Consider the following 26,264-nt stretch of genomic DNA (forward strand, 5'->3'; position numbering starts at 1 on the left):
CACCCGGAACGCCACGGCATCGGGCGGGGTCAGCCTTTCAACGCGCCAGAGGCGAACCCGCGGACGTAGCTGCGTTGCATGAACGCGAACAACAACAGGCAGGGGACGGCCATGAAGACCACTCCCGCCTCCAGCGCCGCGTAGTCGATGGAACCGTGACTGGCGGTACGCATGTTGACCACCGCCAGCGTGGTGGTGAACTTGTCGGTCGAGTTGAGCAGGATCAGCGGGGCGAAGAATTCGTTCCACGAGGCGAGGAAGGCGAACAGGCCGACGGTGATGAGCCCGGGGCGTACCGCCGGGAGCATGATGCGCAGCAGCGTGGAGAAGCTGTTGCAGCCGTCGACCTGCGCCGACTCCTCGAGTTCCCGGGGCACCGCCTCGAACGAGTTGCGCATCATGAACAGCGAGAACGGCAGCTGGAACATGATGAGCACCAGGCTCAGCCCGATCAGGCTGTCCTGCAGGCCCAGCCAGCCGAGCAGCACGTAGAGCGCGATCAGGATCGTCGCGTACGGCACCATCAGGATCGCCAGCGTGAGCAGGAACAGCGCGTCCCGGCCGGGAAAGCGGAACCGGCCGAAGGCGTACCCGCCGAGCGTGGCGACGACCAGCGTGCCCCCGACGGTGAGCGCGCTGACCGTGAAGCTGTTGACCACGTGATGCAGGCGGATGCCATTGTCGGAGGTGAACAGCCGGTCGTAGTTCTCGAGGCCGAAGCCGCTGTTGGTGCGCAGCGACGCGTAGCCGCTCCACAGCAGCGGGAACAGGAAGAGGATCGCGAGCGCGCCGCCCGTCACGCCGTACCCGGCTTTACCCCAGATCTTCATGGGTCAGCCCCCTCAGTGAGAACGCCGGCGCAGGACGCCGAGCTGGACGACGTTGACGATGACGAGGACCGCGAGCAGGGCGACCGACAGCGCGGCGGCCGATCCGAGATCGAGCCGGATGAACGCCTCCCGGTAGATCACCATCACCAGCGAGGTGGTGCTGTTGTCGGGGCCGCCCCGGGTGAGGATCCAGAACTGGTCGAAGGCGAGGATCGAACCGGTGATCATCAGCGTCAGGACCAGGGCGATCGTCGGCCGCAGGAGAGGCAGCGTGATGCGCCGGAAGGTCTGCCAGCGGCTGGCCCCGTCGATGCGCGCGGCCTCGTAGACCTCCAGCGGGATTGCCTGGAGACCGGTGAGCATGATCAGCATGTTGAAGCCGGCGAACCGCCACAGCACCAGCACGACCGTCGAGCCGAGCGCGGAGTTCGCGCTGCCGGACGTCCAGGAGACGTAGCCGTCGACGAGCCCGACCGCCCGCAACGCGTCGCTCACCGGGCCGACCTCGTCGGAGAGCAGACCGAGGAAGAGCAGCGACGCGCTGGCGAACCCGACCGCCATGGGCAGGAAGAACGCGGTACGCAGAAAGCCCACCCCGCGACGGCGGTTCTGCACCAGCAGCGCCAGGCCGAGGGCCAGCGAGAAGAGCAGGACCGTCATGATCACGGTGTACTTCAGGGTGAACCAGACAGCCGAGCCGACGAGCTGGTTGTCGCCGATGCCGGCGTAGTTGTCGGGCAGGTTGAACGTCGGCTGGCCCAGCAGCGGCCACTTGTGCAGCGACATCCACACGACGAGCAGCAGTGGCGTCACGAAGAACAGCCCGACCATGACCGCCGTGGGGGCGGCGTACGCGGCGCCGATCAGGCTCCGCGTGCGGGTCCGGCGGTTGGTGGGAGCGCGGCGCGGCGCCGGTCCCTGTGCCGGCGGCGCCGGGCGCTGCATCGTCATGGACATCAGTTCTCCGCTACTCGGCTCGGGACCCGGCCGTCCGGTGTGGACGGCCGGGCCGGACTGGTCAGCCTTGCTGAAGCGACTTGGTGATCGCGGCGTTTCCGTCGGCGAGCGAGGAGGCCGCGTCGCCGAACATCGCCCCGCGTACCGTTTGCAGCCACGGGCTCTGCGGGTCGTTGAACGAGGCGTTGAAGTTCTTCGCGTACGGCGTCTTGCCCTTCGCGACGAGGCTGTTGATCGTCACGATGCGCGGGTCGGCCGAGGAGTACTTGTTCGAGGCGAGGTCGGTGCGGATCGGGACGCCCTTGTTCTTGGCGATCACCTCGACCTGGGCGGCCTCGGACATCGTCCAGTTCAGGAAGTCCCAGGCCTGCGCCTGCTTGGTGCTGGTCGCGCCGATGCCGATCGAGTCGCCGCCGATGAAGGTGGACTCGCCGCCGTCGAGGCCGGTGATCGGGGCGACGCCCATCTTCACGCCCTTCTCCTCGATCATGCCGAGCCACACCGACGGCCCGGGTGCGATACCGATCTTGCCGCTCTGGAGCGCGCCGAGCCAGGTCGGACCGGCCTCGTCCTTGGACGCCGGCGCGGCCACGCCCTCGTCGTAGAGCGAACGGTAGAGGGCGAAGACGTCCGCCATCTCCTTCGAGTCGATCTTCGCGGCGGTGCCCTTGTCGTCGAGCACGTTGCCGCCGGACGCCCAGACCGACGGCCAGAAGGTGAACTCGACGCACCCGCCGCAGTTCCCGCCGAAGTAGGTGCCGTTGACGTCCCCGCCCAGCTTGTCGATCTTCCGAGCCTGCTCGGCGAACTCCTTCAGAGTCGTCGGCGGCTTCTCCGGGTCGAGCCCGGCCTTGGCGTACAGGTCCTTGTTGTAGAGCATGACCGACATGTCGACGGTGTGCGGCACGGCGTAGGTCTTGCCTTCCCAGGTGCCGGCGCGGACGTGGCCGGGGGAGACCTTGTCCTTCACCCCGCTGGCGTTGAACCGGTCGGTGATGTCGGCCCACAGCCCCTGCGAGGCGTACTGCGGCGCGAAGACGACGTCGGTGGCGAACAGGTCGGGCAGCGCCTTGGCGCCGGCCGCCGAGGCCAGCTTCGCCGGGTACTCCTCGTTCGGGTACGCCGTCACGGTCACCTTGTTCTTGTGACCGGCGTTGTACGCGTCGGCGTACGCCTTGGACACCGACTCGGTGGCGGCCCGCGTCCACAGCGTCAGCTGTGCGCCGTCGTCGACGCCGGCGGTGGAGTCCCCGCCGGTCGCCTTGTCATCGCTGCACGCCCCGAGGACGGCGGTCAGCAGGACCGCGACCGCCACGGCGGCCGGGGCTCTCAATGATCTCACGATCTCTCCTTCGATTCGGGATACAGCGGCTCGGGCGGCCGGGGTCGGTCAGGTCTTGGGCAGCCAGATCCGCATCGTGGCCGGTCCCTGGCGGCCCCAGCGGTGATAGGGAATCAGTCGCAGCGTCGTCGGGGTCCGGGCTCCGCCCGCCGCCGCGTCGCCGTAGGGCCACGCGGCGGGAGCGGTCTGTTCGAGCACGGCGGAGACGGAGACCGTGCTCTGCTCGGGGTTCTTCTCGTGCTCCGCCGGGGAGACGGCGGCGTAGTCCGCCGGGAGAACGGCGGTGTCGACCCGCACCCGGTCCAGGTCGAGCTGCGCGTCGAGCGACTCGGCGCACAGGACGATCGGGCCGCGTTCGACCGCGACACAGTCGCGCACGGCGTCGATGCGAGGGTCGGGGTGCGTGAACCGGGGGTGGATCGGCAGCCAGAGGACGATCTCGTCGCCCGCCCGGAACTGCCGCCGGACGACCACGCGGCCTACTGAACCGACAGCATCGCCCGATACGGGCTGCGGAACTCCGTTGACCGTGAGGGTGGCCCCGCTACCGGCCCAGTTCGGCAGCCGCAGGCCCACCCCCCATTCGCCGCCGGAGGTCTCGGTGACCCGGATCCGGACGCCCCCGCTGTCCGGGTACGCGGTCGTCACCGAGAGTCCCACCGGCCGCCCGTCGGCCAACCGCGTACGCACCTCGGCGTCGCCGTATTGCAGGAGGTGCACTTCGTCGTCGGTGGCCGCGGCGAAGTACGCCGACAGGCTGGCGATCAGCCGCGCGGTGTTGCCGAGGCAGCAGGACACCTCGAACCAGGGCGCGCGGGGACCGCCGCCGAAGCCGAGTTGTTCCTGGTCGTCCGGCACCACCGCGGTCGGCGTACGCTGATGCAGCGTGTTGGCGTAGAAGAAGGACCGGCCGTCGTCGCCCAGCGAGGTCGCGACCACGTTGTACAGCACGCGTTCGATGACGTCGGCGTACCGGGACCGGCCGGTGGCGAGCAGCAGCCGCCAGGCGAGCATGACGGTGGCGACGCCGGCGCAGGTCTCGGAGTAGGCGCGGTCCGACGGCAGGACGAAGTCGTCGCCGAAGGCCTCGTCTTCGTGCCGCGAGCCCATGCCGCCCGTCAGATACGTACGCCGGGCCAGCGTGTGGTCGAACTGCTCGATGATCGCGCCCAGCAGGTCGTCGTCGCCGGTCTCGACCGCCACGTCCACCGCGCCGGCGGCGAGGTAGAGCGCGCGGACGGCGTGACCGCGGAAGGTGTGCGCCTGCCGGATCGGCACGTCGTCGCTGAAGTAGGACCAGCCGAACTGATGCGGCGGCAGGCTGCGGTGGCCCCGGCGGCGCAGGAACAACGCAGCCTGGTCCAGGTATCGCTGCTCGCTGGTGACCCGGGCGAGCTCGGCCAGGGCCGGCTCGATCTCGGGGTGTCCACACACGACGGCCGGACCGTCCGGGCCGAAGGTCTCGCAGACGTGGTCGGCGGCCCGCTGAGCGACGGTCAGCAGATCGTCCCCGCCGGTCGTACGCGTCCGCGCCACGGCCGCCTGCAGGAGGTGCCCGGTGCAGTAGAGCTCGTGCCCCCAGGACAGGTCGCTGTAGCGGGCGCGCTGCCCGGGGCCGCCGAACGCGGTGTGCAGGTAGCCGTCGGCGGCCTGAGCCCCCGCGAACAAGGTCGTCAGCTCGGCGATCTCGCGGTCGCGGCCGGGCGTCGGCTGCCGTCCGTTCTCCCAGGACATCGCCTCGACGAGCTTGTACACCTCGGAGTCGGTGAACTCCCGGCCCCGGCGGTCGGCGTTGGCGTCCCCGTCGCGCAGGAACGATCCCGTCCAGCCGAGCTTGTCCATCCACACTCGACCGTGGTCGAGCGTCGCACTGCCGATCAGGTGCTGCCGCCGGCTCCAGAAGCCCCCGGTGATCCGCACCTCGGCCAGGCCGAGCGGGCGCAGCGCGCCGCGTGACGGCACGACAGGCCGCCCTCCCGTGAGGTCGGCGGGGCGGGCCGTCACCGTCATCGTGGCCTCCTTGGCGTCTTCGGCGGTCAGGTGTGTAGGACACGATGCGCGCCGAAAACCTTTTCGGCAATACGTCCCCCGCGTTACGAACTGATAACGGCACATCGAGCGATCACAGGGATTGACAACGTCGTTACGCTGACCGCAACGTCGAAATCAATTCGAAAGGCTTTCGATGGGCAGACGGCGGTCGCAACAGGTGACCCTCACCGACGTGGCGCAGCTGGCGGGCGTCTCGGTCGCCACCGCATCCAAGGCGCTCAACGCCAAGGGCGAAGTCGCGCCGGACACGAGGCAACGCGTACTGCAGGCCGCCGAGCAGTTGGCGTTCCAGCCGAACGTGCTGGCGCGCGGGCTGATCTCGGGGCGTACGCGGACCATCGGACTGCTCACCGACGAGCTCGCCGGCCGGTTCTCCATCCCCATCCTGCTGGGCGCGGAGAACGCCCTCGGCAACGAACAGATGTCGGTGCTGCTCTGCGACGCCCGCGGCGATGCCATCCGCCGCCGGCACTACATCCGTACGCTGGTCGCACGCCAGGTCGACGGGTTCATCGTGGTCGGCGACAGCAACGACGTGACCCCGTCGCTGGGCCGGGAGATCCCGGTCCCGGTCGTGTACGTCTACGGCCAGTCGACCGATCCCGACGACCTGTCGCTGCTGGCCGACGACGAGGGCGGCGCGCGCCTGGTCGTGGAGCACCTGATCGCCCAGCGCCGCCGCCGCATCGGGCACATCACGGGACCGGAGACCTACCGCGCCGCCCGGGACCGGGTGACCGGCGCCCGGGCCGTGCTCGCCGAGCACGGTCTGAGTCTGGTGGGCGGCGAGCCGCTCTACGGCGAGTGGTCCCAGCGCTGGGGTCGGCACGCCACCCGGCAATTGCTGACCGCGCATCCGGAGACCGACGCCTTGTTCTGCGGCAACGACCAGATCGCCGTGGGCGCTCTGCAAGTGCTGCAGGAGATGGACCGCCGCGTTCCGGACGACGTCGCCGTGGTCGGCTACGACAACTGGGAGGTCCTGGCGGCCGACTGCCGGCCGCCGTTGACCACAGTGGACTTGAATCTGGAACAGCTCGGCGCGACCGCCGTCCGGCATCTGTTCGCCGCCCTCGACGGCAAGCCGACCACCGGGGTGCTCCGGCAGCCCTGCCGTCTCGTCGTACGCGAGTCGACCGGTCCCGCGCCGGCCTGATCTAGATCGCGGAAATCATGACCACGATGAATTTCAGGGTTTCCCGGAGCCAGCCGGGCGTGTCCGGCGAGCCGATGATGGAGGCGACGGCGAGCCCCGCTGTAGTCCACACGGGTATGAAGGTCAGCTCTGCGGCGCCTCTGAGGCGCAGGTACCGAGGGTCCTTTTCGCCGAGCTCCTTACGCCGGCGCGAGGTGACGCGGCAGAGCTGGATGAACCCGAGGACGACGACCAGTGCGAAACAGCGTAGATCCGGTTTGCCGAGCAGTTTCCACAACGAGTAGGGGAAGGCCATCACAATCGCGAGGAGCAGCAGGTACAACAGCCCGTAGAGGCCGCGGGCCAGCACCGAGTACACGCCGTGGCCGCTCTGGTACTCGACCTCGTCTGCCGCCTCCGGTAGAAGGATCATGACGGGAAGCATCAGGAACTGCATCGCGAGGAAGGCGACCGCGACGTCGATCCGCAGGAGGCCGAAGGCGGCCAGGGCCAAGGCGACCGCCGCCGCCGCGACCAGGTTCGCAGCGAGTTCGATGGAGATGGTCCGGGCGAGCCGCGCGGTGCGATCCGCGTGCCGTCGGGAGGCCCGGACGTCGACCGTCACCAAGACGGCCAGTGCGGCGGCCGGAAGAAGCACGCCCGCCACCGCCGCGACGGTTATCGGCAGGCTGCTCGCCACCGAGCCGTCCGCCACGGCGATCAGCCACGAACCGCTCAGCACGACGACGGTGCTCAGTAGATTGACGCCGACGTCGCGAGCGAACTTGAACCAGATCAGCAGGGGGAGCGCCAAGATCAGCGCGGCCGCGATGACCATCTCCGGACCCGGCCCGATTCGGCCGGTGACCAGCAGGAGCAGCCAGACCAAGGCGGCGGCGAACAGGTTCGCGACGACGTTGACGCCGAGGTCGCGCAGCTTGCCCAGCAGAGGGTCGCTCTCCCACCAGGTGATGAGGACGGCCGCCCCGATGGCGCTGACGACGGCGACCGTCACTGCGATGGCGGCGATGCCGGTGGAACGGGGAAGGTGTGCCAGTCCACGATCGGCGGCGATCAGCCAGCCGCCGACGAGCATGGCGAGGGTGCCCGACGCGTTGAGGACCACGTCGCGAGTCAGTGGTGCTCCGTCAGCGCGGAGCCGTTGCAGTACGCCGGATGCCACGCGTTAAGAGATGCCATGCCGAGTGGCTTCACGTCTAGTCGGTTCGTACGCCGGGGCGGCCGCGATATCGGTATCGATACCGATCTGTCGACAGCACTTGAAGTTGTCGAAAGCTTGTGGCAATGTCGTCGATACGTTCAATGTGAACGTTAACATCCATGGCCGTGGGTCGCCCACGAAGCGGCCGCAGCCCCGTCCCCCTCCGCACGAACATCCACGGCGGGATCGATCCACTGTGACCGGTCCCGGGCGCCCGATCCGCCCAGATCGACGCCCGAACCCTCAAGGAGCACCCATGGGACTCCATGCTGCCCGCAGCACCTTCGGCAAGCCCCGTGCTTCCCGGAGAACCCGCTTGATCGCGATCTCGTCGGCCGCCGCTGGACTGGCCGTTCTCGCCGCCGCCGTCTTCGGCCCCGGCCTCGCCCAGGCGGCCAGCACCCTCGGCGCCCAGGCGGCGCAGTCCGGCCGCTACTTCGGCACCGCCGTCGCAGCTTTCAAGCTCAGCGACACGACCTACTCGTCCATCCTCGACCGCGAGTTCAACATGATCACGCCGGAGAACGAGATGAAGTGGGACGCCACCGAGCCGTCCCGCGGAAACTTCAGCTTCGGCTCGGCGGATCAGATCGTCAATCACGCCTTGTCGCACAACCAGCGCATGCGCGGTCACACCACGGTGTGGCATCAGCAACTGCCGTCCTGGGTCAGCTCGATCACCGACGCCAACACCCTGCGTAGCGTGATGAACAACCACATCACGACGGTGATGACCCACTTCAAGGGCAAGATCTACGCCTGGGACGTCGTCAACGAGGCGTTCGCCGACGGGTCGACGCAGCACCGCAGCTCGGTGTTCCAGAACCTCCTCGGCAACGGGTTCATCGAGGAGGCGTTCCGCACCGCCCGGGCGGCCGATCCGGCCGCCAAGCTCTGCTACAACGACTACAACATCGAGAACTGGTCCGACGCCAAGACTCAAGGCGTCTACTCGATGGTGCGCGACTTCAAGTCGCGGGGCGTACCGATCGACTGCGTCGGCTTCCAGAGCCACTTCGGCACCGGCGGACCGCCGTCGAGTTTCCAGACGACGCTGTCGAACTTCGCCGCGCTCGGGGTGGACGTGCAGCTCACCGAGCTGGACATCGCCGGAGCCTCCGCAACCGCATACGCGAACACCGTCAAGGCCTGCATGAACGTGTCCCGCTGCACGGGGATCACGGTGTGGGGCATCCGGGACAGCGACTCCTGGCGTACCGGGCAGAACCCGCTGCTGTTCGACAACAACGGGAACAAGAAGGCGGCCTACGACGCGGTCCTCACCGCGCTGGGCAGCGGTACGTCCACCAGTCCCTCCGCTTCGGCGTCGGCGAGCCGCAGTCCGAGTTCCAGCCCGAGCGCCAGCCCGAGTTCGAGCGCCAGTGCCAGCCCGAGCGCTTCGACGCCCGGACCGGGGAAGTCCTGTTCGGCGGCGTACGCCATCACGAATCAATGGCAGGGCGGCTTCCAGGCGGCCGTGACCGTGACCGCCGGATCGTCGGCGATCACCTCGTGGACCGTGACCTGGCAGTTCGCCAACGGCCAGACGGTCACCCAGTTCTGGAGCACCGACATCACCAGCAGCGGCGCGGCCGTGACCGCCCGGAACGTGAGCTACAACGGCTCGCTGGCGGCCGGCGCGAACACCCAGTTCGGTTTCCTCGGCAGCTGGAACGCGACCAATTCCGTGCCGTCCCTCAGCTGCTCTGCGGCCTGATCCCGGGTATTGACCACAAAGGACTGACATGACTTCGCTCAGACTCCCACATCGACTGATCATCGCCACCACGGCGGCCGTCACAGTGGCCGCGGCCGGAGTGGCCGTCGCGACCTCCGCATCAGCGGCGGCCGGCTGCCAGGTCGCGTACGCGATCACCAACCAGTGGCCGAGCGGCTTCGGTGCGAACGTGACGATCACCAACCTCGGCGACGCGGTGAACGGCTGGCGGCTCACCTGGTCGTTCACCGCCGGGCAGACGGTGACCCAGCTGTGGAGCGGCTCCTACACCCAGTCGGGTTCGCAGGTCACCGTGACCAACGCCGACTGGAACGGCGGCATCCCCACCAACGGCACGGCGAGCTTCGGGTTCAACGGAAGCTGGAACAACTCCAGCAACCCGGTGCCGGCGTCGTTCGCGCTCAACGGCGTCACCTGCACCGGCGGCACGAACCCGTCGCCGACGGGGTCCGGTACGCCGACCTCCACCCCGACGTCGACGCCGAGCTCCAGCCCGAGTTCGAGCCCCAGCTCGAGTCCGAGTTCGACGCCGACGAGCACTCCACCGCCGACCTGCAGCCTGCCGTCGACCTACCGCTGGACCTCGACGGGTTCGCTCGCGAACCCGAAGTCGGGCTGGGTCTCGCTCAAGGACTTCACGACGGTGCCCTACAACGGCAAGCACCTGGTGTACGCGACTACGCATGACACCGGAAGCAGCTGGGGCTCGATGAACTTCAGCCTCGTCACCAACTGGTCGGACCTGGCTACGGCCAGCCAGAACGGGATGTCCTCGGGCACCGTCGCGCCGACGCTGTTCTACTTCGCCCCCAAGAACATCTGGGTGCTCACCTACCAGTGGGGTGCGACGGCCTTCTCCTATCGGACGTCGAGCGATCCCACCAACGCCAACGGCTGGTCAGCGGCGCAGCCGCTCTTCTCGGGAAGCATCACCGGATCGGGCACCGGGCCGATCGACCAGACGCTCATCGCCGACGACACCACGATGTACCTGTTCTTCGCCGGCGACAACGGCAAGATCTACCGAGCCAGCATGCCGATCGGCAACTTCCCGGGCAGCTTCGGCAGCTCGTACACGACCATCATGAGCGACACGACGGCCAACCTCTTCGAAGCGCCGCAGGTCTACAAGGTCAAGGGGCAGAACCAGTACCTCATGATCGTCGAGGCGATGGGGAACAACGGCCGGTACTTCCGCTCGTTCACGGCTACCAGCCTGGGCGGATCGTGGACGCCGCAAGCGGCCACCGAGGCCAATCCCTTCGCGGGCAAGGCGAACAGCGGCGCGACCTGGACCAACGACATCAGCCACGGCGATCTGGTCCGCAGCACCGCCGATCAGACGATGACGATCGATCCCTGCAACCTTCAGCTGCTGTACCAGGGACGGTCGCCCAGTTCCGGCGGTGACTACGGGCTGCTCCCGTATCGGCCGGGCGTCCTGACCCTTCAGCGGTAGGAGAGACCGCAATGGAACGGGGCCGCACCCCCCGAGGGTGCGGCCCCGTGACTACCGGATCAGGACAGCTTGTACACCGCCATTCCGTGCGGCTCGTTGCCTGACAGGTAGAGTCCGCCGCCAGACATCTCGGTGACCGTGTCGAGTCCGATCATGTCCTGGTTCAGGCCGATCACCTCGTCCACGCCGTCACCGTCGAGGTCGATGATCACGGCCACGCCGGTGGTGTAGGTCGCGTCGCTGATCAGTGGGCTCGGGTAGCTCGCCGGGCCGGTCAGGATCGAGACGTCCCAGCCGGTCACGTCGGATTCGTTGCCGGATACCACCAAAGACTGCCCGCCGACGCCGCGGGCGAAGCCGCCCGAGTACGGCATGGGCAGTTGGTTGCGGTGATACACCGTGCCGTCGGGCGCGACGAGGGTGAACGCCGCGTTGCGGAACTGCAGCAACCCGGCCGGGCCGGACGCCCACGCGTGATGGGTGAAGGTGCCACCGTCGGTGAACGTCTTCACCACGCCGCCGTTCCGGGCGTCCACCAGGTCGACCTGAGTCGGCCCGACGAGTGACCCAGGTGGCGCGGTCAGCCAGGTGAGCGCCACCGTACGCCCTTCGGCGAGGGTCAGCGTCGGCGCGGCGGCGACACCCTGCCAGAGCTGAGCGCCCTTGATCGTTCGGCCGTCCGCTCCGGACGGAGTGGTCGACCACCGGACGTCACCGGTGTCCGCCTTCACTGCAATCGCGCCGACCGCCGAGCTGGCGAGCTGAATGCTGTCGGCGGTGTTGTAGGTGGCGATCACCGCCCCGTCCGCGACGACCGCGTTCGAGAGGCGTACGCCGTCAGCCGGACGCTGGGTCCACAGGCGGGTGCCGTCACCGGCGTACGCCCGCAGCGCGTCGGTCGGCACGACGAGTTCGGCACCGGCCTTGCCGTCGAGGTCGGCCGTGGTGACCGTCCAGACGTAGTCCCCGCCGATCGTCGTACGCACGCCGCCGGTGCGCGGATCGAGCACCTGAGCGGCGTCCGTCGCCGCAACGACGACCTCCGGTACGCCGTCCCCGGTGACGTCGGCGAGCTGCAGCTGGTGCACCGCACCCGCAGTCACCTGCCGCCACAGCACCTTGGGGTTCTCCGCTGAAGCCGGAGAGGTGCCGAGCGAAGCGCCGTCGAGTGCGAAGACGCCCCGGGATTCGCCGCCGACGATGAGGTCGCTGACCCCGTCGCCGTTGACGTCGGTGGCCACCGCCGCCGACAGGTCACCCAGCAGCGGCGTGGTCTGCGCGACCTGACCGCCACCGGCGGCGTACCGGTAGAGCGTCTGGTTCTGCGCGATCCCCACGACCTGACCGTTTTGCGCGGTCAGCACGAGCGGCTGGCCGACGTCGCCGGTGGCGCTCCACCGCACGCCGCCGTTCGGGCCGTCCATCGCGATGATCGAGGTGAACCGGTCACCGGTCCGGTTGCTCGCGGTGCCGAGCTTCTTCGGCTCCCACTGCCCGGCGATCACCGTACGCCCGGAGGTGGTCAGGCCCAGCGAGATCGGGCCGTCACCGGCCGACGCCGTCCGCTTGACCGTCCGCGCCCACAGCTGCGTGGAGCCGTCGTCGCCGTCCACCGCTCGCGTTTGAGTGGTATTGGCGGCCATCGTTGTGTCGAAGAACGTCTCGTTGACGACGTACTCCGGTGCGGCCGATCCGGCGACGTCGGCGACCACGATGTTGGTCGGCAACGCGTTGACCCGGCTGCTGCGCAGGGTCCGAGCGCCGTTCGCCAGGTCGTAGGTGGCCAGGTCGTACTGGCCACTGACGGCGTACGCGTCTTGGGTGCCGACCAGCTGCTCTAGCGCCACCAGCCGATTGCGGCCGGCGTCCAGCCGCAGGAACCGGGCGAATGCCGGGTTGGCCACATCCCACCGGACCGCGCCGGTGGCGCTGTCGACCAGCACCGTGTGACTGACCACGGTGGCTCCGCGGTACGACTCGATCCACGCCGCCGCGACCTGACCCGGTCCGGCCGTCTCCAGCGTCGAGAAGACCGCCGTCCGCGAGCCGGTCGAGACCGTCCACTCACGATCCACGGCCATTCCGGCGGTGAACCGCCAGCCGTGCAGTTCGGTCTTCTGCGCGGCCGGAGTCTGCGTGTTCGTCCCGGCGATCACCGTCGCGACGAGTGTGCCGTCGGAGATCGCCACCTGGTAGGCGTCCGGCAGCAGAGTCGACCAGGTGGTCGCCCCGGTCTGTCCGTTCAGGACGGTCAGGAAGGTGCCGGTGTTCAGGCTCGATCCGGGCACGGTGATCGGCCGATACGGCGTCACTCCGACCTGCGCGAGGAACGCCACCTCGGGGATTCCGTCGCCGGTCAGGTCGCCTACGGCGTACGACTTGGAATCGATCGTGGAGAGCGGACCGTAACCGAGGAAGATGCGCGAGACGTTGGGCGCGACCTGCCAGGGCCGGACCGGCTTGGCCTGCCAGTCGGCGTGCATGGACATGGTGCCGCGCCGCCAGACGGTCTCGCCGGCCGCGGTCATCCGCGCGACCGAGCCGCTGCTGTGCACGACGAGCAGGTCACCGCCGGGCAGCGCGCTGGTCACCGCGGTCCCGCGCACCGTCTCGACCAGTCCGGTTGCCTTCATGCCGGTGGTCGTGGTCGCGGCCGTCGCCTCGGTCGCCGCAGAGGTCTCGGCGGTGGTCTCGGTCGCGTCCAGACGCCGGGCCGCCGCGGCCACCTCGGCCTCGCTCGGGCCGGTCGGGTCCGTCGCGTCCGTCACGGTGGTCGCGCCGAGCGGGGCGGTGAAGGTGATCGCCTGGTCGCCCTTCAGGACTACCTCGTTATACGCGTAACGCAGCCCGTCGGTGCCCGCGACGTTCTCCAGACCGATCGTCGCCCCACCACCCCGGGCGGCGGCGGACCCGCCGACCTGGTGGTACTGCAGGGTGATGTCGCCGTTCTCGGCGAACACGACCTCGGCGCTGACCCGAGTACGCCCATCGGACGCGAGCAGCGCGTCGTCCCACTCGACGACGAACCGGCGATCCCCGGTCCGCCCGAGCAGCGCGGTCTGCACCTTGGCCCGGTCGTCGATGATCAGGTCGTCCCAGAACGCCGCGATGACACCGTTCGGGTTGCCCAAGCCGGGCAGGATCGTGTTGTTGTAGTCGCCCAGCCGGGGCTCGGCGAAGTTGACGAGCCCGTTGGTCGTCACGTACGCCGTCTTCCGCTCGACGCCGTAGAAGGTCACCGGGAACGGCAGCGTGACGGCGGTGACGTCCTCGTCGCCCTTCAGCGGCAGCCGGTCGTGCGCGTCGATCCAGTCCACACGCGACGGTGTGCAGGTGTAGCCGTAGCGGTCGCTGCGGTTGGGCAGCGCGAAGTCGAGCGATGCGTCCGCGCCGACGGTCAGCGACCGCGACATGGGCGCGTTGCAGAGCACCGGCGCGGCCGGGCTCGCCACGACGTCGTACGCGCCCTCCGCCACGGCGGCGAAGGCGTACCGGCCGTCGGCGTCGGTGGTCGCCTCGTCGAGCGGGGTGTTCGCCACGCGTACGGCGGCTCCGGCGAGCGGACGGCCGAGGACGTCGTAGACCCGGCCCGACAGCGCGTGCGACGGCGCGGCGGCGAGGGCGAAGTCCCGGCGGGTCGCCGTGTTGGCGGTGATGGCGACTCCGGTGGCCTGGGCGTCCACCCGGCCGTAGAGGTGCGCCGAAACCGTGTACTCACCGGCGGGCAGGTAGATGAGATAGGAACCGTCGGCCAGCGTACGCACCGAGCGCGTGGTCCCGTTGGACGTCGCGGTGACGGTGACACCCGTCAGCGGGCTGCCCGTGGCCGGGTCGGTGACGGTGCCCGTCGCGGTGCCGACCTCCCGGCGTGGCGCGGCGGTGACCGCGGCGTACACGTCGAGGCGGCCCTCGCCGAACACGTTGTTCTTCGCGGCGGTGCCGCCACAGGTGAGGTTGGCGGTGTCGATCGCCGTCGAGTCGAGCAGCTGTTGCGTCTGCGTGAGGTCACCGACCAGCGACGGCGCAGCCGACCACAGCAACGCGATGGCGCCCGCCACATGCGGCGCGGCCATCGAGGTGCCGTTCATCGCGGTGTAGCCGTTGCCCGGGTACGCCGACCGGATGTTGGAGCCGGGGGCGGCGATGTTCGGCTTGGCCAGCCCGGCGACCGACGGGCCCCGGCTGGAGAAGCTGGAAATCGCGTTCGTCGAGGTGAACGAGCCGACGGCGTACGCGTCCGCGTTGTCACCCGGCGAGTTCGCGGTGCCACAGGCCGGCCCGCTGTTGCCGGCGGAGAACACGGGGAAGATCCCGGCCGCCCGCCACGCGGCGATCATGTCGGCGTACCAGAGGTCGTTCTGCCCGCCGCCCCACGAGTTGTTGACGATGTTCGGGGCGAGGTCGGGCCGGGGGTTGGCCCCGGTGCTGTCGGTCGGCGCGAGAATCCACTGGCCTGCGAGCAGCAGCGACGACTCCGAGCAGGAGTCGGTCTCGCAACCCTTGGCGGCGATCCACTTCGCGCCGGGTGCGACGCCGATGCCGCCCGCTCCGACCATCGTGCCCATGGTGTGGGTGCCGTGACCGGCGTTGTCGCAGGGCGCGACGGTCGGGCAGATCCCGGCCGGGTCGTACCAGTTGTAGTCGTGCGAGTAGCGGCCGCCGCCGAGCGTGCCACGGTACGCACCGGCGAGCGCCGGGTGGTCGAACTGCACGCCGGAGTCGATGCTCGCCACGACGACGCCCTCACCGGTCGTGCCGTACTCGCTCCACACCTGCGGCGCCCGGATGCGGTCGATGCCCCACTCGACGGCGGTGGTGCTCGCGGTCGCGTCCACGGCGGCGGTGTCGGGCAGCTGGAAGACCTTCTCAGCGGTGATCGACTCGACGTCGGGCCGGGCCGCGATCGCCGCGAGGACGTCCGCGTCTCCGGTCACGCGGACTTCGTCGGTGATCCAGAACGCCGTGTACTTGGCCTTCGCCTTGTCCAGCTGCTCCCGCAGTCCCTTCTGGCTGTTGTCGGCGTGCTCGGTCAGCGCCCGGTACGCCGCCTTCGCCTTGCCGGCGTGCGTACGCTCGGCCTGGGCGTCCGAGAGGTCGGCGGAACCCTTGAGGCGTACCAGGAACGTGGCCTGGCCGTCGGCGGCGAGGTCGGCCTGGACGGCCGGGTCGACGGTGGCGGTCGAGGCGGCGGCGGTCGCCGGTATGGACCCGGACGCGACCGCGCCGGCCGTCGTGAGCAGGGCTACGGCGACCGGCAACGCCCATCGCCGTAGGAGCTTTCGTGACATGAGGAGTGTCCCTTCCCGGCCGCTGGGGGGTTCGCGGCATGGTGGGACTATTCGCCCTCGGCGGGAAGATCCGCTAGGGGCTGGGATGGCCGATCCCCGCCAATGACCGGTGTCGGCCAGTTCCCTGATAGGACGGTCAGACCCAGCCCCGTCGACTGGCTTGAATGCCCGCCTGGAACCGGCTCGTCGCACTCAGCCGATCCAAGAGGCGGGTGATCCGCCGCCCGAGCGTACGCGCGCTGACGCCGAGCTGCCGGGCCATCGCCTCGTCCTTGAGTCCCGAGCCGAGCAGCGTCAGCAGCGCCCGGTCGATGTCATCGAGGTCGTCGGGCAGCCCCGAGGCGTCCGTACGCAACGGCGCAGCCCGCTCCCACAACGACTCGAACAACGCCGCCAGCGCCGAGGCGAGCAACGACGGATGCACCACGATGACGCTGTGGATGCGGCCCTCCCGCACCGACAGCGGCAGCAGCGCCCGTTCGCCGTCGACGACGATCAGCTTCAACGGAACGTCCGCCACGGTCCGGGCCTGCTCACCCGAGCGGATCGCCGCCATGATCACGTCGTACCGGCCCGGCAATTCCAACGCGGCCGTCGCGTAGATGGCCCGGTTGCGGATGTTCCGCGCGAAGGCCGACTCCTCAGCCTTCGCCGACGCGTCGTGATCCACGTACGGCGGCGCGTCCAGCACCGCCACCTCCCGAGTCGCCGACCCGACCAACTCCATCATCATGTCGACGGCCGCCCGTTCGCCGTCGACGACTTCGGCCAACCGGCTCGGCTCGCCGCGGGCGATGCCTTCGGCGTACTCGGCGGCCAGCGCGGACGCCGTCTGCAGGGCGTGCTCCAACGCCTCCTGCCGACCCCGGACCAAGGCGGCGATCCCGACTTTGGGATCGCGAGCCCGATGACCACCGTCGCCGAGTTCCACCAACTCGGCATCGATCAGCTCACCGACCAACTCGGCCAGCCGCGCTCCGGGTATCCCGACCTCCTCGGCCAACCCGCCGTCGACCGGACGACCCGGCGACCGCAGCATCGCGCGATAGACGCGTACGGCGGCCGCCGAGACACCGACCGCGTCCAGCGGCCCGTCAGAGGTGATCATCGCGACAGGCTAGCCGCTGCCAGTGGCTCGGTGGGCCCCGCTCCACCGCACCACGACGGGCGAGAGCATCGCGATCGCGACATGGAAGGCGGGCATCCCACCTGGCTTGGTGGTGTCCAGCTCCTCGCAGAACGTGAGTCGCTACCGGGACAGTCGCCAGCGCGGCACGGGGGCCTTTCCCCGGGCCGGCCTCCGCCCGAACGACTTCGAACATCTCCGAACGCCGTCCTATGTCGACACGCGGATACCCACGTGTTTCGATGCCTGAAGATCTAGGCCTGATCTCCTATGACCTCCCTCGACGTAAGGCGAAACCGTGAACATGAAGCACGTCACGTTCCTATCCGTGGTGAGCGCGATCCTCGCCGCCGGACTCGCGGCACCCGCAGTCGCCGCACCGGACAGTCACGGCATCGCTGCCGCCGGCACCCAGTGCTATCCGAACACGAAGACCTTCAAGCGGGGCACCACGCAGCGCACGGTAACGATCAACCTGTGCGTGCAACGGATCGGCTCGAGCACGTTGCGCGCCTATGCCGACATCTCCATGGGCAAGAAGTCAGGCACTCCGGACATCGTCTACGATGCCACGCTCAACGTCCGGCTCGAACACAACGACGATCCCATCGAAAGCACCGCAGACAGCATGGGCTACGAGATCAATGACGAGTCCGCTTCAGCGTGGGGCTGGATCGTCTCCACCGACGAGTTCTCTTCCACGGTGGTGGGTGGATGGTCCGCCGACGGTGTCGTCTACTACGACCTCGTCGGCGACGGTCTCGGCACACAAGCCTGGGAGCTACACGGCTCACCCACGATCTAGTAGCCAGATGACCTGGGATATCGGCGGTTGCTGCCCGATCACGGGCAGCAACCGCCCGGGTGGACTCCGTCGGCCGCGCGGGCCCGATGGACCGCGAGCCGGGAATCGGACATTTTGGTACTGGCCGTCTGTGGCAACAGGCAACGTCGGCGGTGACTGATCAGCCGCGCCTGTCGGTTGCTGGGGCGAGTCTGGCCAGCCTTTGCGGATCGGCCACTATGTCGATGTGCAAGATTCTTTCGTCGGCGGTGACGGTTAGGAGCAGGATCAATGCCAGTCGCCCGCCCGGGGCCACCTCGATTGCGGGTTCGCCGTCGATCAGCGCGATATGGGCGTAGGCGGCTTGGTGGGAGAATGCCAGCGCATGCCGTGCTACCGAGTCGGGACCGCGCACCGTTACGGGCACGTTGTTCGGTGCTGCTGTGGCGTCGGCGCGTGCGGTGACCTCCGGGTCGAGCAGGTCTAGTAGATCCTGGTAGTCGCCGTTGCGGGAGGCGGCAAGAAACGCCTCGACGACCCTGACCCGCCCGGCCAGATCGGTGTCCGACGGCGCAGGGTGGCGCACGCGGTGGCGTGCCCGGCTGGCCAGCATCTTGGTGGCCGGTATCGAGCGGTCCAGAATCTGCGCGACCTCCGCGAACGGCACCACGAACAGGTCATGCAACACGAAGGCCAGCCGCTCGGCCGGGGACAGCTTGTTCAGGACGACCATGAGGGCCTCGCCAACGGTGTCGGCCAGCGTGACTTCCTGCTCCGGACCGGGCACGTCAGCCGGCATGGCCGCGTCGAGGGAGACCTCGGCATGGGTGGCGCGTGCTCGCAGCATGTCCAGGCAGATCCGCGCGACCACGGTGGTCAGCCAGGCACGGGCATTGCGCACGTCGCCGCCATCGGCCCGGGCAAGACGCAGCCACGCCTCCTGGAGCGCGTCGTCGACGTCGCTGGCCGACCCCAATATCCGGTACGCCACCGCACGCAGATGTTCGCGGTGCGTGCTGAATTCCTCGGACAGATCCACGCGTTACCTTCCGTGCCCGGTGCCCGTCTTCCATGGTGACGCCCGACGGCCCGTCAAGGTAACAAGGAGGAACTGATGTCTGCTCTCGTATCCACGATCGAGATCGACTGCCCGCCGGACAAGGTCTTCGCCGTTGCCACCGACCCGCACCGGTATGCCGATTGGCAGCGTGACGTGGTCGGCGTACGCATGACCGGCGTGAGCACCTTCGTGACGACCCGGCGGTTCGCCGGCGCGAAGCGGGCCATGACGCAGGAGGTCACCCGCAACGAGCCGCCATGTAGCTTCGCTGTGCGGGGTGTGGACGGCCCGGTTCGGGCGCACGCTTCGATCGAAGTCGAACCGCTCGACGAGGGCACCCGATCGCGGGTGACGTTCACCCTCGATTTCGACGGTCACGGCGTCGGCACGGCGTTGATCCCTCTGGTGCGCCGGCAGGCCGCCAGGGGAGCCCCGGTCAGCTACGCCAACCTCAAGCGCCTTCTCGAACAGAGCCCATAGCCGCCACCGTAGCCATTTATGGACGCAGACCGGCGCGGCGCAGGACACGGCGTATTCTGCTAGCGCCGCCGCATCGGCCGCCTGACACGATCATGCGTGCGGGGGCCAGACGGTCACTTCCATCTTCGTTCCGCTGACGAACTTGATGAACACGATCTTCCCTGGATCGGTACGCATACAGAACCGCGCGCCCTTGTAGTACGTGGGTGCCTTCCCGCCGGTGTCATGGCCCTCGCGATTGACCAAGCCGGCGCACTGTTCCTGGGTGGGATCGGCGGTCTCGGTCCAGTCGGCGATCCGGGAGGCGCTGCTGGTGGCGATCTTGCCGCCGGCGTCGTAGGCGTCGGAGCCGTCGTCGGGGTGCACGATCGGCTCCGGCTCATGGTCGAAGTCGACGCCGTTGTTCGTGAACAACAAAGTGGTCTTCGACAGGTACGCGACTCCACCACCGGACGGCGCACTCGGACTCGGCGACGTGCCCGTGGACCCCTGCGACTGGGTGACCTGGTTGGCCGAGGCGGAGTTCCCGGCGACGGCGGGGGAGTCGTCCTTGCCCGAGCCGGCGATCTGATAGATGAAGGTACCGACGCCGACGAGGGCGGTCAGCAGGCCGGCGACGGCGGTGAGCAGACCGGGCAGCGACGTCCAGAAGGACGAGCCCTTGGCCTGCTCCGGCGGGGACGAGGGTTCTACGCTCACGAGCTTCGGACTCCCAGGACACGGCGATGTGAAGGCTATACTGGTCTAGGCCGATACCGGCCCGGGCTGATTCTGCCATGCCGATCGATCGCCCCGCCGAGGGCCGTCAGTCCACCCACGTGACGATCGGCTCCCGAGCGGCCGCCGCGGCTTGGAAGAAAGTGACGAGCAGCCGGTAGTATTCCTCCAAGTAGGACAGTGCCTCGGGCTGCCCCCAGATGTCGGGCGTCACCCCGGCAGCCGACATCTTCGCGGGCGAATAGCGCCGGGCGAGCACCTTGAACGGTGTCTTGGCCAGGAAACGGGCCGCCGTGGCCACATCGTCGACCGGGAACAGGTGCAGAAGTTCGTCCAACGGCTCGCCGCCACCGATCACGTCGACCGGCGGCCGCGTCTTGCGCAGGAGCCACCACAGGCCGTCCCACGCCTTGTCGAGGTCGATCCCGCGCGACGAGATCTCCTCGTCGAGGTCACCCAGCCGCAGGTCCGCGGCGTACGCGTGGGCTGCGCGCGGCTGGGTAGCCAGCAGCCGCCGCAGTTCGGCAAGTTCCTGTGGCCGCAGCCGTGCGTACTCCAGAACCGTGCTCACGAACCTCATCGTGCCGCAGAGCGGCATCCACCGCTCGCTTGTGGCACGAAGCTGATCCCGGTCATGATCAGCGGAAGTTTCGCGGTGCCATAACCCCACGAAACCTCCGCTGATCAAGGCGCTCCATACGGCCGCAGGGCTAGGAAGCAGGCTCACCCGACGGAGCGGTGAGCGTCACCCCGAGCCCGACCGGCGTGCCGAAGTTCGGCGTACCGTCGGCGTTCCAGGAGATCTTCTGCGCCCGGGTGGACCGGTTCATGTCGCAGCCACCGGAGACGGAGCTGTTGGCGTGGTAGACGACCCAGTCTTCGGTGCCGTCGGGAGACTTGAAGAATCCGTTGTGGCCGGGACCGAAGACGCCGGCGCCGTCGTTGCGGGTGAAGATCGGGTTCGGCGACTTGATCCAGGAGGACGAGTTCAGCGGGTCGCCGCCGTTCCAGGTCAGCAGGCCGAGCTTGTAGTCCGGGGTCGAGCAGTGGCTGGCGGAGAAGACGATGAAGGTCTTGCCGCCGTGCTGGAGGACTTCCGCGCCCTCGTTGACCGCGCCGCCGACCGTCTCCCAGCTGTAGGTGGGTGTGGACAGCAGATGCCGCGTGCCTGCGGCGGTCCACGGGTTGCTCAGCTGGCGGATGAAGTTCGGCTGGGATCCGTTGTAGTAGGTGCCCAGCAGGTAGAGGTTGCCGTTGAGCTGCAGGATGCTCGGGTCGAGTTCCCAGGTGTTGTCCGAGGTCGGGTCGAGCAGGTCGGCCTTGAAGGTGTAGGGGCCCATCGGGTCGAGACCCGAGCTCTCCAGGACGTGGATACGCTGGGTGCCGAGGTCGTAAGGCTCGCGCCCGGCGACGTAGTACAGGTACCAGCGTTGCCCGTTGGGACCGTTGAGCAGATGGAACTCGGGCGCCCACATGGTGCCGGCCCCGTTGGGGTTGGTCAGGTTGAAGATGACCTGGTCGGTGGCGCTGGCCAGGCCGCGCAGGGTCGTCGCCTTGCGCATGGTGATGGTGCGGTTCCACGTTGTCGTGGCCAGGTAGTAGTACCCGTTGTAGTACTGGAGCCAGGGGTCCGGGCCTTGCGCCTTCAGCGGGTTGGCGAAAGTCCCCGGGGTGGGCGTCGTGCCGCCATTGAATCCGGCGAGCCGCCAGACCCGGCTGGTGGCGGTGCTGCACGGCAGCTGGACGAGGCCCGTGTTGGCGGCGGACGAGCCGCCGCTCGGCACGATGCACTTGCCGGAGCTGACCGAGACCACGTTGTACGTCTTGTCGGTGCCGCTTACCGTCACGGCGGTCAAGCGCCATTGCTGGTTGGTGCCGCTGTGGCAGGTCCACTGGATGATGGTGGCATTGTCCGCAGTGGACGCGCCGTAGACGTCGACGCACTTGCCGGCGTTGAGGGTGTTGATGGTGTAGCGGTCCGTGGTTCCCGACACCGGGGTGAAGGTGAAGGTCTGATTGGTGCCGGAGTTGCAGCCGTACTGCAACAGCTGCACTCCATTCGTGGCGGAGCCGTTGGGCACGTCCATGCAGTTGCCGCCGTTCTGGTTCACGGCGGAGCTGCTGAACGTCACGATCGCCTGGGCGGGCGTCGGGAATCCCAGGCACGCCAGCACCATCAACGGTACGGCGAGCAGGGACAAGCGGCGGGGACTTCGCATCGGTCCACATCCTTCGGGCGGGTAGGCGGAAGCTGACAGCCTCGCGGTGAAAGGCTGCCGAAACCGGCCGCCTACCCGGACACCGCTGTGGTCGTCCCACTATATCAGTGAATCAACTGATATCGAACTGATCTGTCGCGTTGACCATGAGGTTCGGGGCGTCGACACGCCGTCAGACGGGACCCTAGGTTCATGATCAACGGGGGGGCAACGCGGGTGGGGTCGACGCCCCGAGGGTCGGGGGATCAACGGGGGCGGGGGGAGCGGGCGGCGATGAGCCGCTGCAACAGGATGAACACGAATAGCAGGATGCCGATGACCATCTTGGTCCACCACGAGGAGAGCGTCCCCTCGAAGGTGATGATGGTCTGGATCAGCCCCAGCGACAGCACGCCGAGCATGGTGCCCCAGACGTACCCGGTGCCGCCGGTGAGCAGCGTACCGCCGATGACGACGGCCGCGATCACGGTCAGCTCCATGCCGATGGCGTGCAGGCTGTTGCCGGACGGGAGGTAGAAGGTGAACAGGACCCCGCCCAGCGCCGAGCACAGCCCGCTGATGGTGTAGACGGCGATCCGCGTACGCCCGACGGGCAGGCCCATGAGCAGCGCGGACTGCGGGTTCCCGCCGACGGCGTACGCGTCGCGCCCGAGCTTGGTGAACGCCAGCACGAGCGCGGCGATGATGACCACCGCGACCGAGATGAGCACGCTCCAGGTCACCTTCAGCGAGCCGAACTTCAGCGACGTCCCCATGTACGTCCAGAAAGGATCGTTGATGGGGATGGACGATGTGCTGATGGCGTAGCAGATGCCCCGGGCGAGGAACATCCCGGCGAGGGTCACGATGAAGGGCTGGATTTCGAAGAAGTGGATGATGCAGCCCATGCCGAAGCCGAGCGCCGCCCCGGCCAGCAGCCCGGTCAGGATCACCAGCGGCACCGGCCAGTGCGCCCGTTCGAGCAGCACCGCCGTCAGCATCGTGGTCAGGGCGACGACCGAGCCGACCGACAGGTCGATGCCGCCGGTCAGGATCACGAACGTCATCCCGACCGCGACCACGAGGATGAACGCGTTGTCGATGAAGACGTTCAGGATGATCTGCGGGTCGTTGAAACCGATGTAGCGCAACGATCCCAGGCCGTACATCAGGGCCAGCAGGCCGAGCGTCGCGAGCACCGGGATGTGCCGTTCCTGCGGCCGCCAGCGAGATCGGACGGGCATCGTGGTCATGCGGGCACCTCGATCTTGGCCGGTTCGGCCGGGGTCGTCGGGGTCGGTCGCGGGCGTCTGCCGAAGACCTTCGCTCGGAACGCGGGGGACTGGATCAGGCAGACGACGGTCACGACGACCGCCTTGAACAGCATCGTCGTCTCCGGCGGGATGCCCACGGTGTAGACGGTGGTCGACAGCGCCTGGATGATCAGCGCGCCGAGCACGGTCCCGCCCAGCGAGAACCGGCCGCCGCCGAGCGACGTCCCGCCGATCACGACCGCGAGGATCGCGTCCAGCTCGTACCACAGGCCCGCGTTGTTGCCGTCCGCGCTGTGCACGTTCGAGCTGATCATCAGGCCCGCGATGCCTGCGCACAGACCGCAGAACAGATAGACCATGACCATGATGCCGCGGGCCCGGATGCCCGCGAGCCGGCTGGCCTCCGCGTTTCCTCCGGTCGCTTCGATGAGTACGCCTAAAGCAGTGCGCCGGGCCAGGAAAGCGGTGAGGGCGATCATGACGACGGCGACGAGCACCGAGAACGGGAAGGTGGCGAGGTAACCGCCGCCGATGAGCTCATAGGGATCGCTGTTGATCGTGATGATCTGCCCGTCGGTGATGAGCTGGGCGATGCCGCGTCCGCCGACCATGAGGATCAGCGTGGCGATGATGGGCTGGATGCCGATCCCGGCGACGAGGAAGCCGTTCCACAGGCCGAGCACCAGGGACAACGCCAGCGCCAGCCCGACGGCGACCAGTACGCCGCCGACCGAGTTCTGGTCGCCGGAGTCGCTGATCACGAGACAGGCCAGCGCGCCGCTGATGGCGATGGTCGAGCCGACCGACAGGTCGATGCCCCGCGTGGCGATGACGACGGTCATCCCGAGCGAGACGACGACCAGGGGCGCGCCCAGCCGGAGGATGTCGATGAGGCTGCCGTAGAGGTGGCCGTTGCGTACCTCGATGTGCAGGAAGTTGGGCGTGAACGCCACATTGCCCAGCACGAGGACGGCGAGCACGGCGGCCGGCCAGAACAGGCGATGGGTCACGGCGGTCCGCGCCGCCGCGGTGAAGCGGGTCATGATGCGGCTCCTGATGCTGCGTCTGATCCGTGTGCGATCGTCTGCAACACGCGATCGGCGTCGAGGTCGTCGGTGTTGGCCAGCTGGGCGACGAGCCGGCGGTCCCGCAGCACCCCGACCTTGTGGCTCAACCGCAGCACCTCCTCGAGTTCGGCCGAGATGAACAGCACCGCGAGCCCGTCGCGGGACAGCCCGGCGACGAGCTTCTGGATCTCGGCCTTCGCGCCGACGTCGATGCCGCGGGTCGGCTCGTCGAGGATCAGCAGCTTGGGTTCGGTGATGAGCCAGCGGGCCAGCAGGACCTTCTGCTGATTGCCGCCGGACAGGTTGCGCACCGGCAGATCGGGATCGGCCGGCCGGATCTGCAACGCCGAGATGTACTTGGCGACCAGTTCGTCCTGTACGCGTCGCGGAATCGGGCGCGTCCATCCGCGTACCGCTTGAAGTGCAAGAACGATGTTCTCGCGGACCGTGAGCTCCTCCACGAGCCCTTCGGTGCGACGGTTCTCGGAGCAGTACGCGATCGCGTGCGCCATCGCCGCACGGGGAGTGCGCAGGGCGACCGCCTCGCCGTCGAGCAGGACCCGGCCGTGATCGGCGCGGTCGGCGCCGAACAGCAGCCGCGCGACCTCGGTACGCCCGGAGCCGAGCAGACCGGCCAGGCCGACCACCTCGCCCGGGTGAATGGTGAGGTCGAACGGTGCGATGGAGCCCTTGCGGCCGAGCTCGACGGTCTCGACGAACGGGCTGCCGGACTCCAGGGCGGACAGCTCGGGGCGCTGCTCCTCCTCCAGCTGTTCGAGGGTGGACAGCTCCTTGCCGATCATCGCGGTGACGAGGTCCACATGGGACATCTCGGCCGTCGGATACTCGCCGACGAGGCGGCCGTTGCGCAGCACCGTGATCCGGTCGGCGATCTCGTAGACCTGATCCAGGAAGTGCGTGACGAACAGGATCGCGACGCCCTCGTCCTTGAGCTCCCGCATGACGTCGAACAGCTGCTGCACCTCGGTCGCGTCGAGGCTGGAGGTGGGCTCGTCGAGGATGAGCACCTTGGCCTCGATGTCGATCGCCCGGGCGATCGCGACCATCTGCTGCACCGCCAGCGAGTACGTGCCCAGCGCGGCGGTCACGTCGATGTCCAGCCGCAGCCGCCGGAGCAGGTCCCGCGAGCGCCGCCGGATGGCCGCCCAGTCGATCCGGCCGAACCGGCGCGGCTGGCGGCCGATGAAGATGTTCTCGGCGACGGACAGGTTGGCGCAGAGGTTGATCTCCTGGTAGACCGGGCTGACCCCGGCCTGCTGCGCCTGCAACGGGCTGCCGAAGCGCACCGGGTGCCCGGCGAGCGTGATGTCGCCGGAGTCGATGCTGTACGCGCCGGTCAGCACCTTGATCAAGGTGGACTTGCCGGCGCCGTTCTCCCCCATGAGGGCGTGCACTTCACCGGGGAACAGCCGGAAGTCGACTCCGTCGAGGGCGCGTACACCCGGGAACTGCTTGCCTATCCCGGTCATGGTGAGGACCGGTTCGCTCATGTCCGCCATTCCAATCTCCGGTAC

Annotated in this window: 19 protein-coding genes; 5 read left to right on the forward strand and 14 right to left on the reverse strand. The window is 68.6% G+C overall.

From position 1 onward, the window contains the following. Positions 1-29: 29 nt before the first annotated feature. From HOV77_RS05560 to HOV77_RS05575, 4 genes are all read right to left on the reverse strand, one after another. On the reverse strand, positions 30-830 hold the full coding sequence (locus HOV77_RS05560; protein WP_290858403.1) for a carbohydrate ABC transporter permease: 801 nt from the start codon (positions 828-830) through the stop codon (positions 30-32). Positions 831-842: 12 nt separating this feature from the next. Then, positions 843-1,787, reverse strand: a complete 945-nt coding sequence (locus HOV77_RS05565; protein WP_290858406.1) for a sugar ABC transporter permease — start codon at positions 1,785-1,787, stop codon at positions 843-845. A 61-nt stretch (positions 1,788-1,848) separates the two neighbouring features. After that, positions 1,849-3,129 carry a sugar ABC transporter substrate-binding protein gene (locus HOV77_RS05570; protein ID WP_290858413.1) on the reverse strand — a complete coding sequence of 427 codons (1,281 nt, stop codon included), beginning with the start codon at positions 3,127-3,129 and terminating at the stop codon, positions 1,849-1,851. A 48-nt stretch (positions 3,130-3,177) separates the two neighbouring features. Beyond that, the gene (locus HOV77_RS05575) at positions 3,178-5,139 is read right to left on the reverse strand and encodes a beta-L-arabinofuranosidase domain-containing protein (RefSeq protein ID WP_290858417.1); all 1,962 of its coding nucleotides are present in this window, start codon (positions 5,137-5,139) and stop codon (positions 3,178-3,180) included. Between the two features lie 175 nt (positions 5,140-5,314). On the opposite strand from HOV77_RS05575, the gene HOV77_RS05580 reads away from it, so the two are divergent. Continuing rightward, the gene (locus tag HOV77_RS05580) at positions 5,315-6,337 is read left to right on the forward strand and encodes a LacI family DNA-binding transcriptional regulator (RefSeq protein WP_290858419.1); all 1,023 of its coding nucleotides are present in this window, start codon (positions 5,315-5,317) and stop codon (positions 6,335-6,337) included. A gap of 1 nt (position 6,338) precedes the next feature. On the opposite strand, the gene HOV77_RS05585 is transcribed toward HOV77_RS05580, so the two are convergent. Continuing rightward, positions 6,339-7,499 (reverse strand): hypothetical protein, encoded by a 1,161-nt coding sequence (locus HOV77_RS05585; protein WP_290858422.1) that lies wholly within the window; start codon positions 7,497-7,499, stop codon positions 6,339-6,341. A gap of 295 nt (positions 7,500-7,794) precedes the next feature. On the opposite strand from HOV77_RS05585, the gene HOV77_RS05590 reads away from it, so the two are divergent. Further along, positions 7,795-9,255 carry an endo-1,4-beta-xylanase gene (locus HOV77_RS05590; RefSeq protein WP_290858425.1) on the forward strand — a complete coding sequence of 487 codons (1,461 nt, stop codon included), beginning with the start codon at positions 7,795-7,797 and terminating at the stop codon, positions 9,253-9,255. A 28-nt stretch (positions 9,256-9,283) separates the two neighbouring features. Continuing rightward, positions 9,284-10,735 carry a non-reducing end alpha-L-arabinofuranosidase family hydrolase gene (locus HOV77_RS05595; protein ID WP_290858427.1) on the forward strand — a complete coding sequence of 484 codons (1,452 nt, stop codon included), beginning with the start codon at positions 9,284-9,286 and terminating at the stop codon, positions 10,733-10,735. A 59-nt stretch (positions 10,736-10,794) separates the two neighbouring features. Here the strand turns inward: HOV77_RS05595 and HOV77_RS05600 are convergent, their stop codons facing one another. Both HOV77_RS05600 and HOV77_RS05605 read right to left on the reverse strand, forming a co-directional pair. Then, on the reverse strand, positions 10,795-16,023 hold the full coding sequence (locus tag HOV77_RS05600; protein WP_290858429.1) for a S8 family serine peptidase: 5,229 nt from the start codon (positions 16,021-16,023) through the stop codon (positions 10,795-10,797). Between the two features lie 136 nt (positions 16,024-16,159). Further along, positions 16,160-17,131 (reverse strand): Lrp/AsnC family transcriptional regulator, encoded by a 972-nt coding sequence (locus HOV77_RS05605; protein ID WP_290858433.1) that lies wholly within the window; start codon positions 17,129-17,131, stop codon positions 16,160-16,162. Positions 17,132-17,477: 346 nt separating this feature from the next. Here HOV77_RS05605 and HOV77_RS05610 point away from each other — a divergent pair, with 346 nt between their 5' ends. Continuing rightward, complete coding sequence (locus HOV77_RS05610; protein ID WP_290858440.1) at positions 17,478-17,954, forward strand: hypothetical protein; 477 nt, start codon at positions 17,478-17,480, stop codon at positions 17,952-17,954. Between the two features lie 160 nt (positions 17,955-18,114). Here the strand turns inward: HOV77_RS05610 and HOV77_RS05615 are convergent, their stop codons facing one another. Beyond that, complete coding sequence (locus HOV77_RS05615) at positions 18,115-18,972, reverse strand: sigma-70 family RNA polymerase sigma factor (RefSeq protein WP_290858441.1); 858 nt, start codon at positions 18,970-18,972, stop codon at positions 18,115-18,117. A 75-nt stretch (positions 18,973-19,047) separates the two neighbouring features. Here HOV77_RS05615 and HOV77_RS05620 point away from each other — a divergent pair, with 75 nt between their 5' ends. Next, positions 19,048-19,473, forward strand: a complete 426-nt coding sequence (locus HOV77_RS05620; protein WP_290858444.1) for an SRPBCC family protein — start codon at positions 19,048-19,050, stop codon at positions 19,471-19,473. 90 nt (positions 19,474-19,563) lie between these two features. Here HOV77_RS05620 and HOV77_RS05625 read toward each other — a convergent pair whose 3' ends face one another. The 6 genes from HOV77_RS05625 to HOV77_RS05650 all read right to left on the reverse strand — a co-directional run bounded on the left by HOV77_RS05625 (position 19,564) and on the right by HOV77_RS05650 (position 26,240). Continuing rightward, complete coding sequence (locus tag HOV77_RS05625) at positions 19,564-20,172, reverse strand: hypothetical protein (RefSeq protein WP_290858446.1); 609 nt, start codon at positions 20,170-20,172, stop codon at positions 19,564-19,566. Positions 20,173-20,278: 106 nt separating this feature from the next. After that, the gene (locus HOV77_RS05630) at positions 20,279-20,761 is read right to left on the reverse strand and encodes a YfbM family protein (RefSeq protein WP_290858448.1); all 483 of its coding nucleotides are present in this window, start codon (positions 20,759-20,761) and stop codon (positions 20,279-20,281) included. A 139-nt stretch (positions 20,762-20,900) separates the two neighbouring features. Then, positions 20,901-22,409: a family 43 glycosylhydrolase gene (locus tag HOV77_RS05635; protein WP_290858451.1), complete on the reverse strand. Its 1,509-nt coding sequence runs from the start codon at positions 22,407-22,409 to the stop codon at positions 20,901-20,903. Between the two features lie 245 nt (positions 22,410-22,654). Continuing rightward, positions 22,655-23,641 (reverse strand): galactofuranose ABC transporter, permease protein YjfF, encoded by a 987-nt coding sequence (yjfF, locus tag HOV77_RS05640; RefSeq protein WP_290858454.1) that lies wholly within the window; start codon positions 23,639-23,641, stop codon positions 22,655-22,657. Beyond that, a complete protein-coding gene (locus HOV77_RS05645; RefSeq protein WP_290858457.1) occupies positions 23,638-24,705 on the reverse strand; it encodes an ABC transporter permease in 1,068 nt (355 codons plus the stop codon). Before HOV77_RS05645 ends, yjfF begins: the two co-directional genes overlap by 4 nt. Further along, a complete protein-coding gene (locus HOV77_RS05650) occupies positions 24,702-26,240 on the reverse strand; it encodes a sugar ABC transporter ATP-binding protein (RefSeq protein ID WP_290858472.1) in 1,539 nt (512 codons plus the stop codon). Before HOV77_RS05650 ends, HOV77_RS05645 begins: the two co-directional genes overlap by 4 nt. Between the last annotated feature and the right edge of the window lie 24 nt (positions 26,241-26,264).

The sequence above is a fragment of the Hamadaea sp. genome (genome assembly GCF_013362815.1).
Taxonomy (GTDB): Bacteria; Actinomycetota; Actinomycetes; order Mycobacteriales; family Micromonosporaceae; genus Hamadaea.

Coding starts and splice junctions, on each gene's coding strand:
- HOV77_RS05635 (WP_290858451.1), bottom strand. CDS start 22,409: ATGCGAAGTCCCCGCCGCTTGTCCCTGCTCGCCGTACCGTTGATGGTG.
- HOV77_RS05565 (WP_290858406.1), bottom strand. CDS start 1,787: ATGTCCATGACGATGCAGCGCCCGGCGCCGCCGGCACAGGGACCGGCG.
- HOV77_RS05560 (WP_290858403.1), bottom strand. CDS start 830: ATGAAGATCTGGGGTAAAGCCGGGTACGGCGTGACGGGCGGCGCGCTC.
- HOV77_RS05605 (WP_290858433.1), bottom strand. CDS start 17,131: ATGATCACCTCTGACGGGCCGCTGGACGCGGTCGGTGTCTCGGCGGCC.
- HOV77_RS05620 (WP_290858444.1), top strand. CDS start 19,048: ATGTCTGCTCTCGTATCCACGATCGAGATCGACTGCCCGCCGGACAAG.
- HOV77_RS05575 (WP_290858417.1), bottom strand. CDS start 5,139: ATGACGGTGACGGCCCGCCCCGCCGACCTCACGGGAGGGCGGCCTGTC.
- HOV77_RS05595 (WP_290858427.1), top strand. CDS start 9,284: ATGACTTCGCTCAGACTCCCACATCGACTGATCATCGCCACCACGGCG.
- HOV77_RS05590 (WP_290858425.1), top strand. CDS start 7,795: ATGGGACTCCATGCTGCCCGCAGCACCTTCGGCAAGCCCCGTGCTTCC.
- HOV77_RS05645 (WP_290858457.1), bottom strand. CDS start 24,705: ATGACCCGCTTCACCGCGGCGGCGCGGACCGCCGTGACCCATCGCCTG.
- HOV77_RS05650 (WP_290858472.1), bottom strand. CDS start 26,240: ATGAGCGAACCGGTCCTCACCATGACCGGGATAGGCAAGCAGTTCCCG.
- HOV77_RS05580 (WP_290858419.1), top strand. CDS start 5,315: ATGGGCAGACGGCGGTCGCAACAGGTGACCCTCACCGACGTGGCGCAG.
- yjfF (WP_290858454.1), bottom strand. CDS start 23,641: ATGACCACGATGCCCGTCCGATCTCGCTGGCGGCCGCAGGAACGGCAC.
- HOV77_RS05600 (WP_290858429.1), bottom strand. CDS start 16,023: ATGTCACGAAAGCTCCTACGGCGATGGGCGTTGCCGGTCGCCGTAGCC.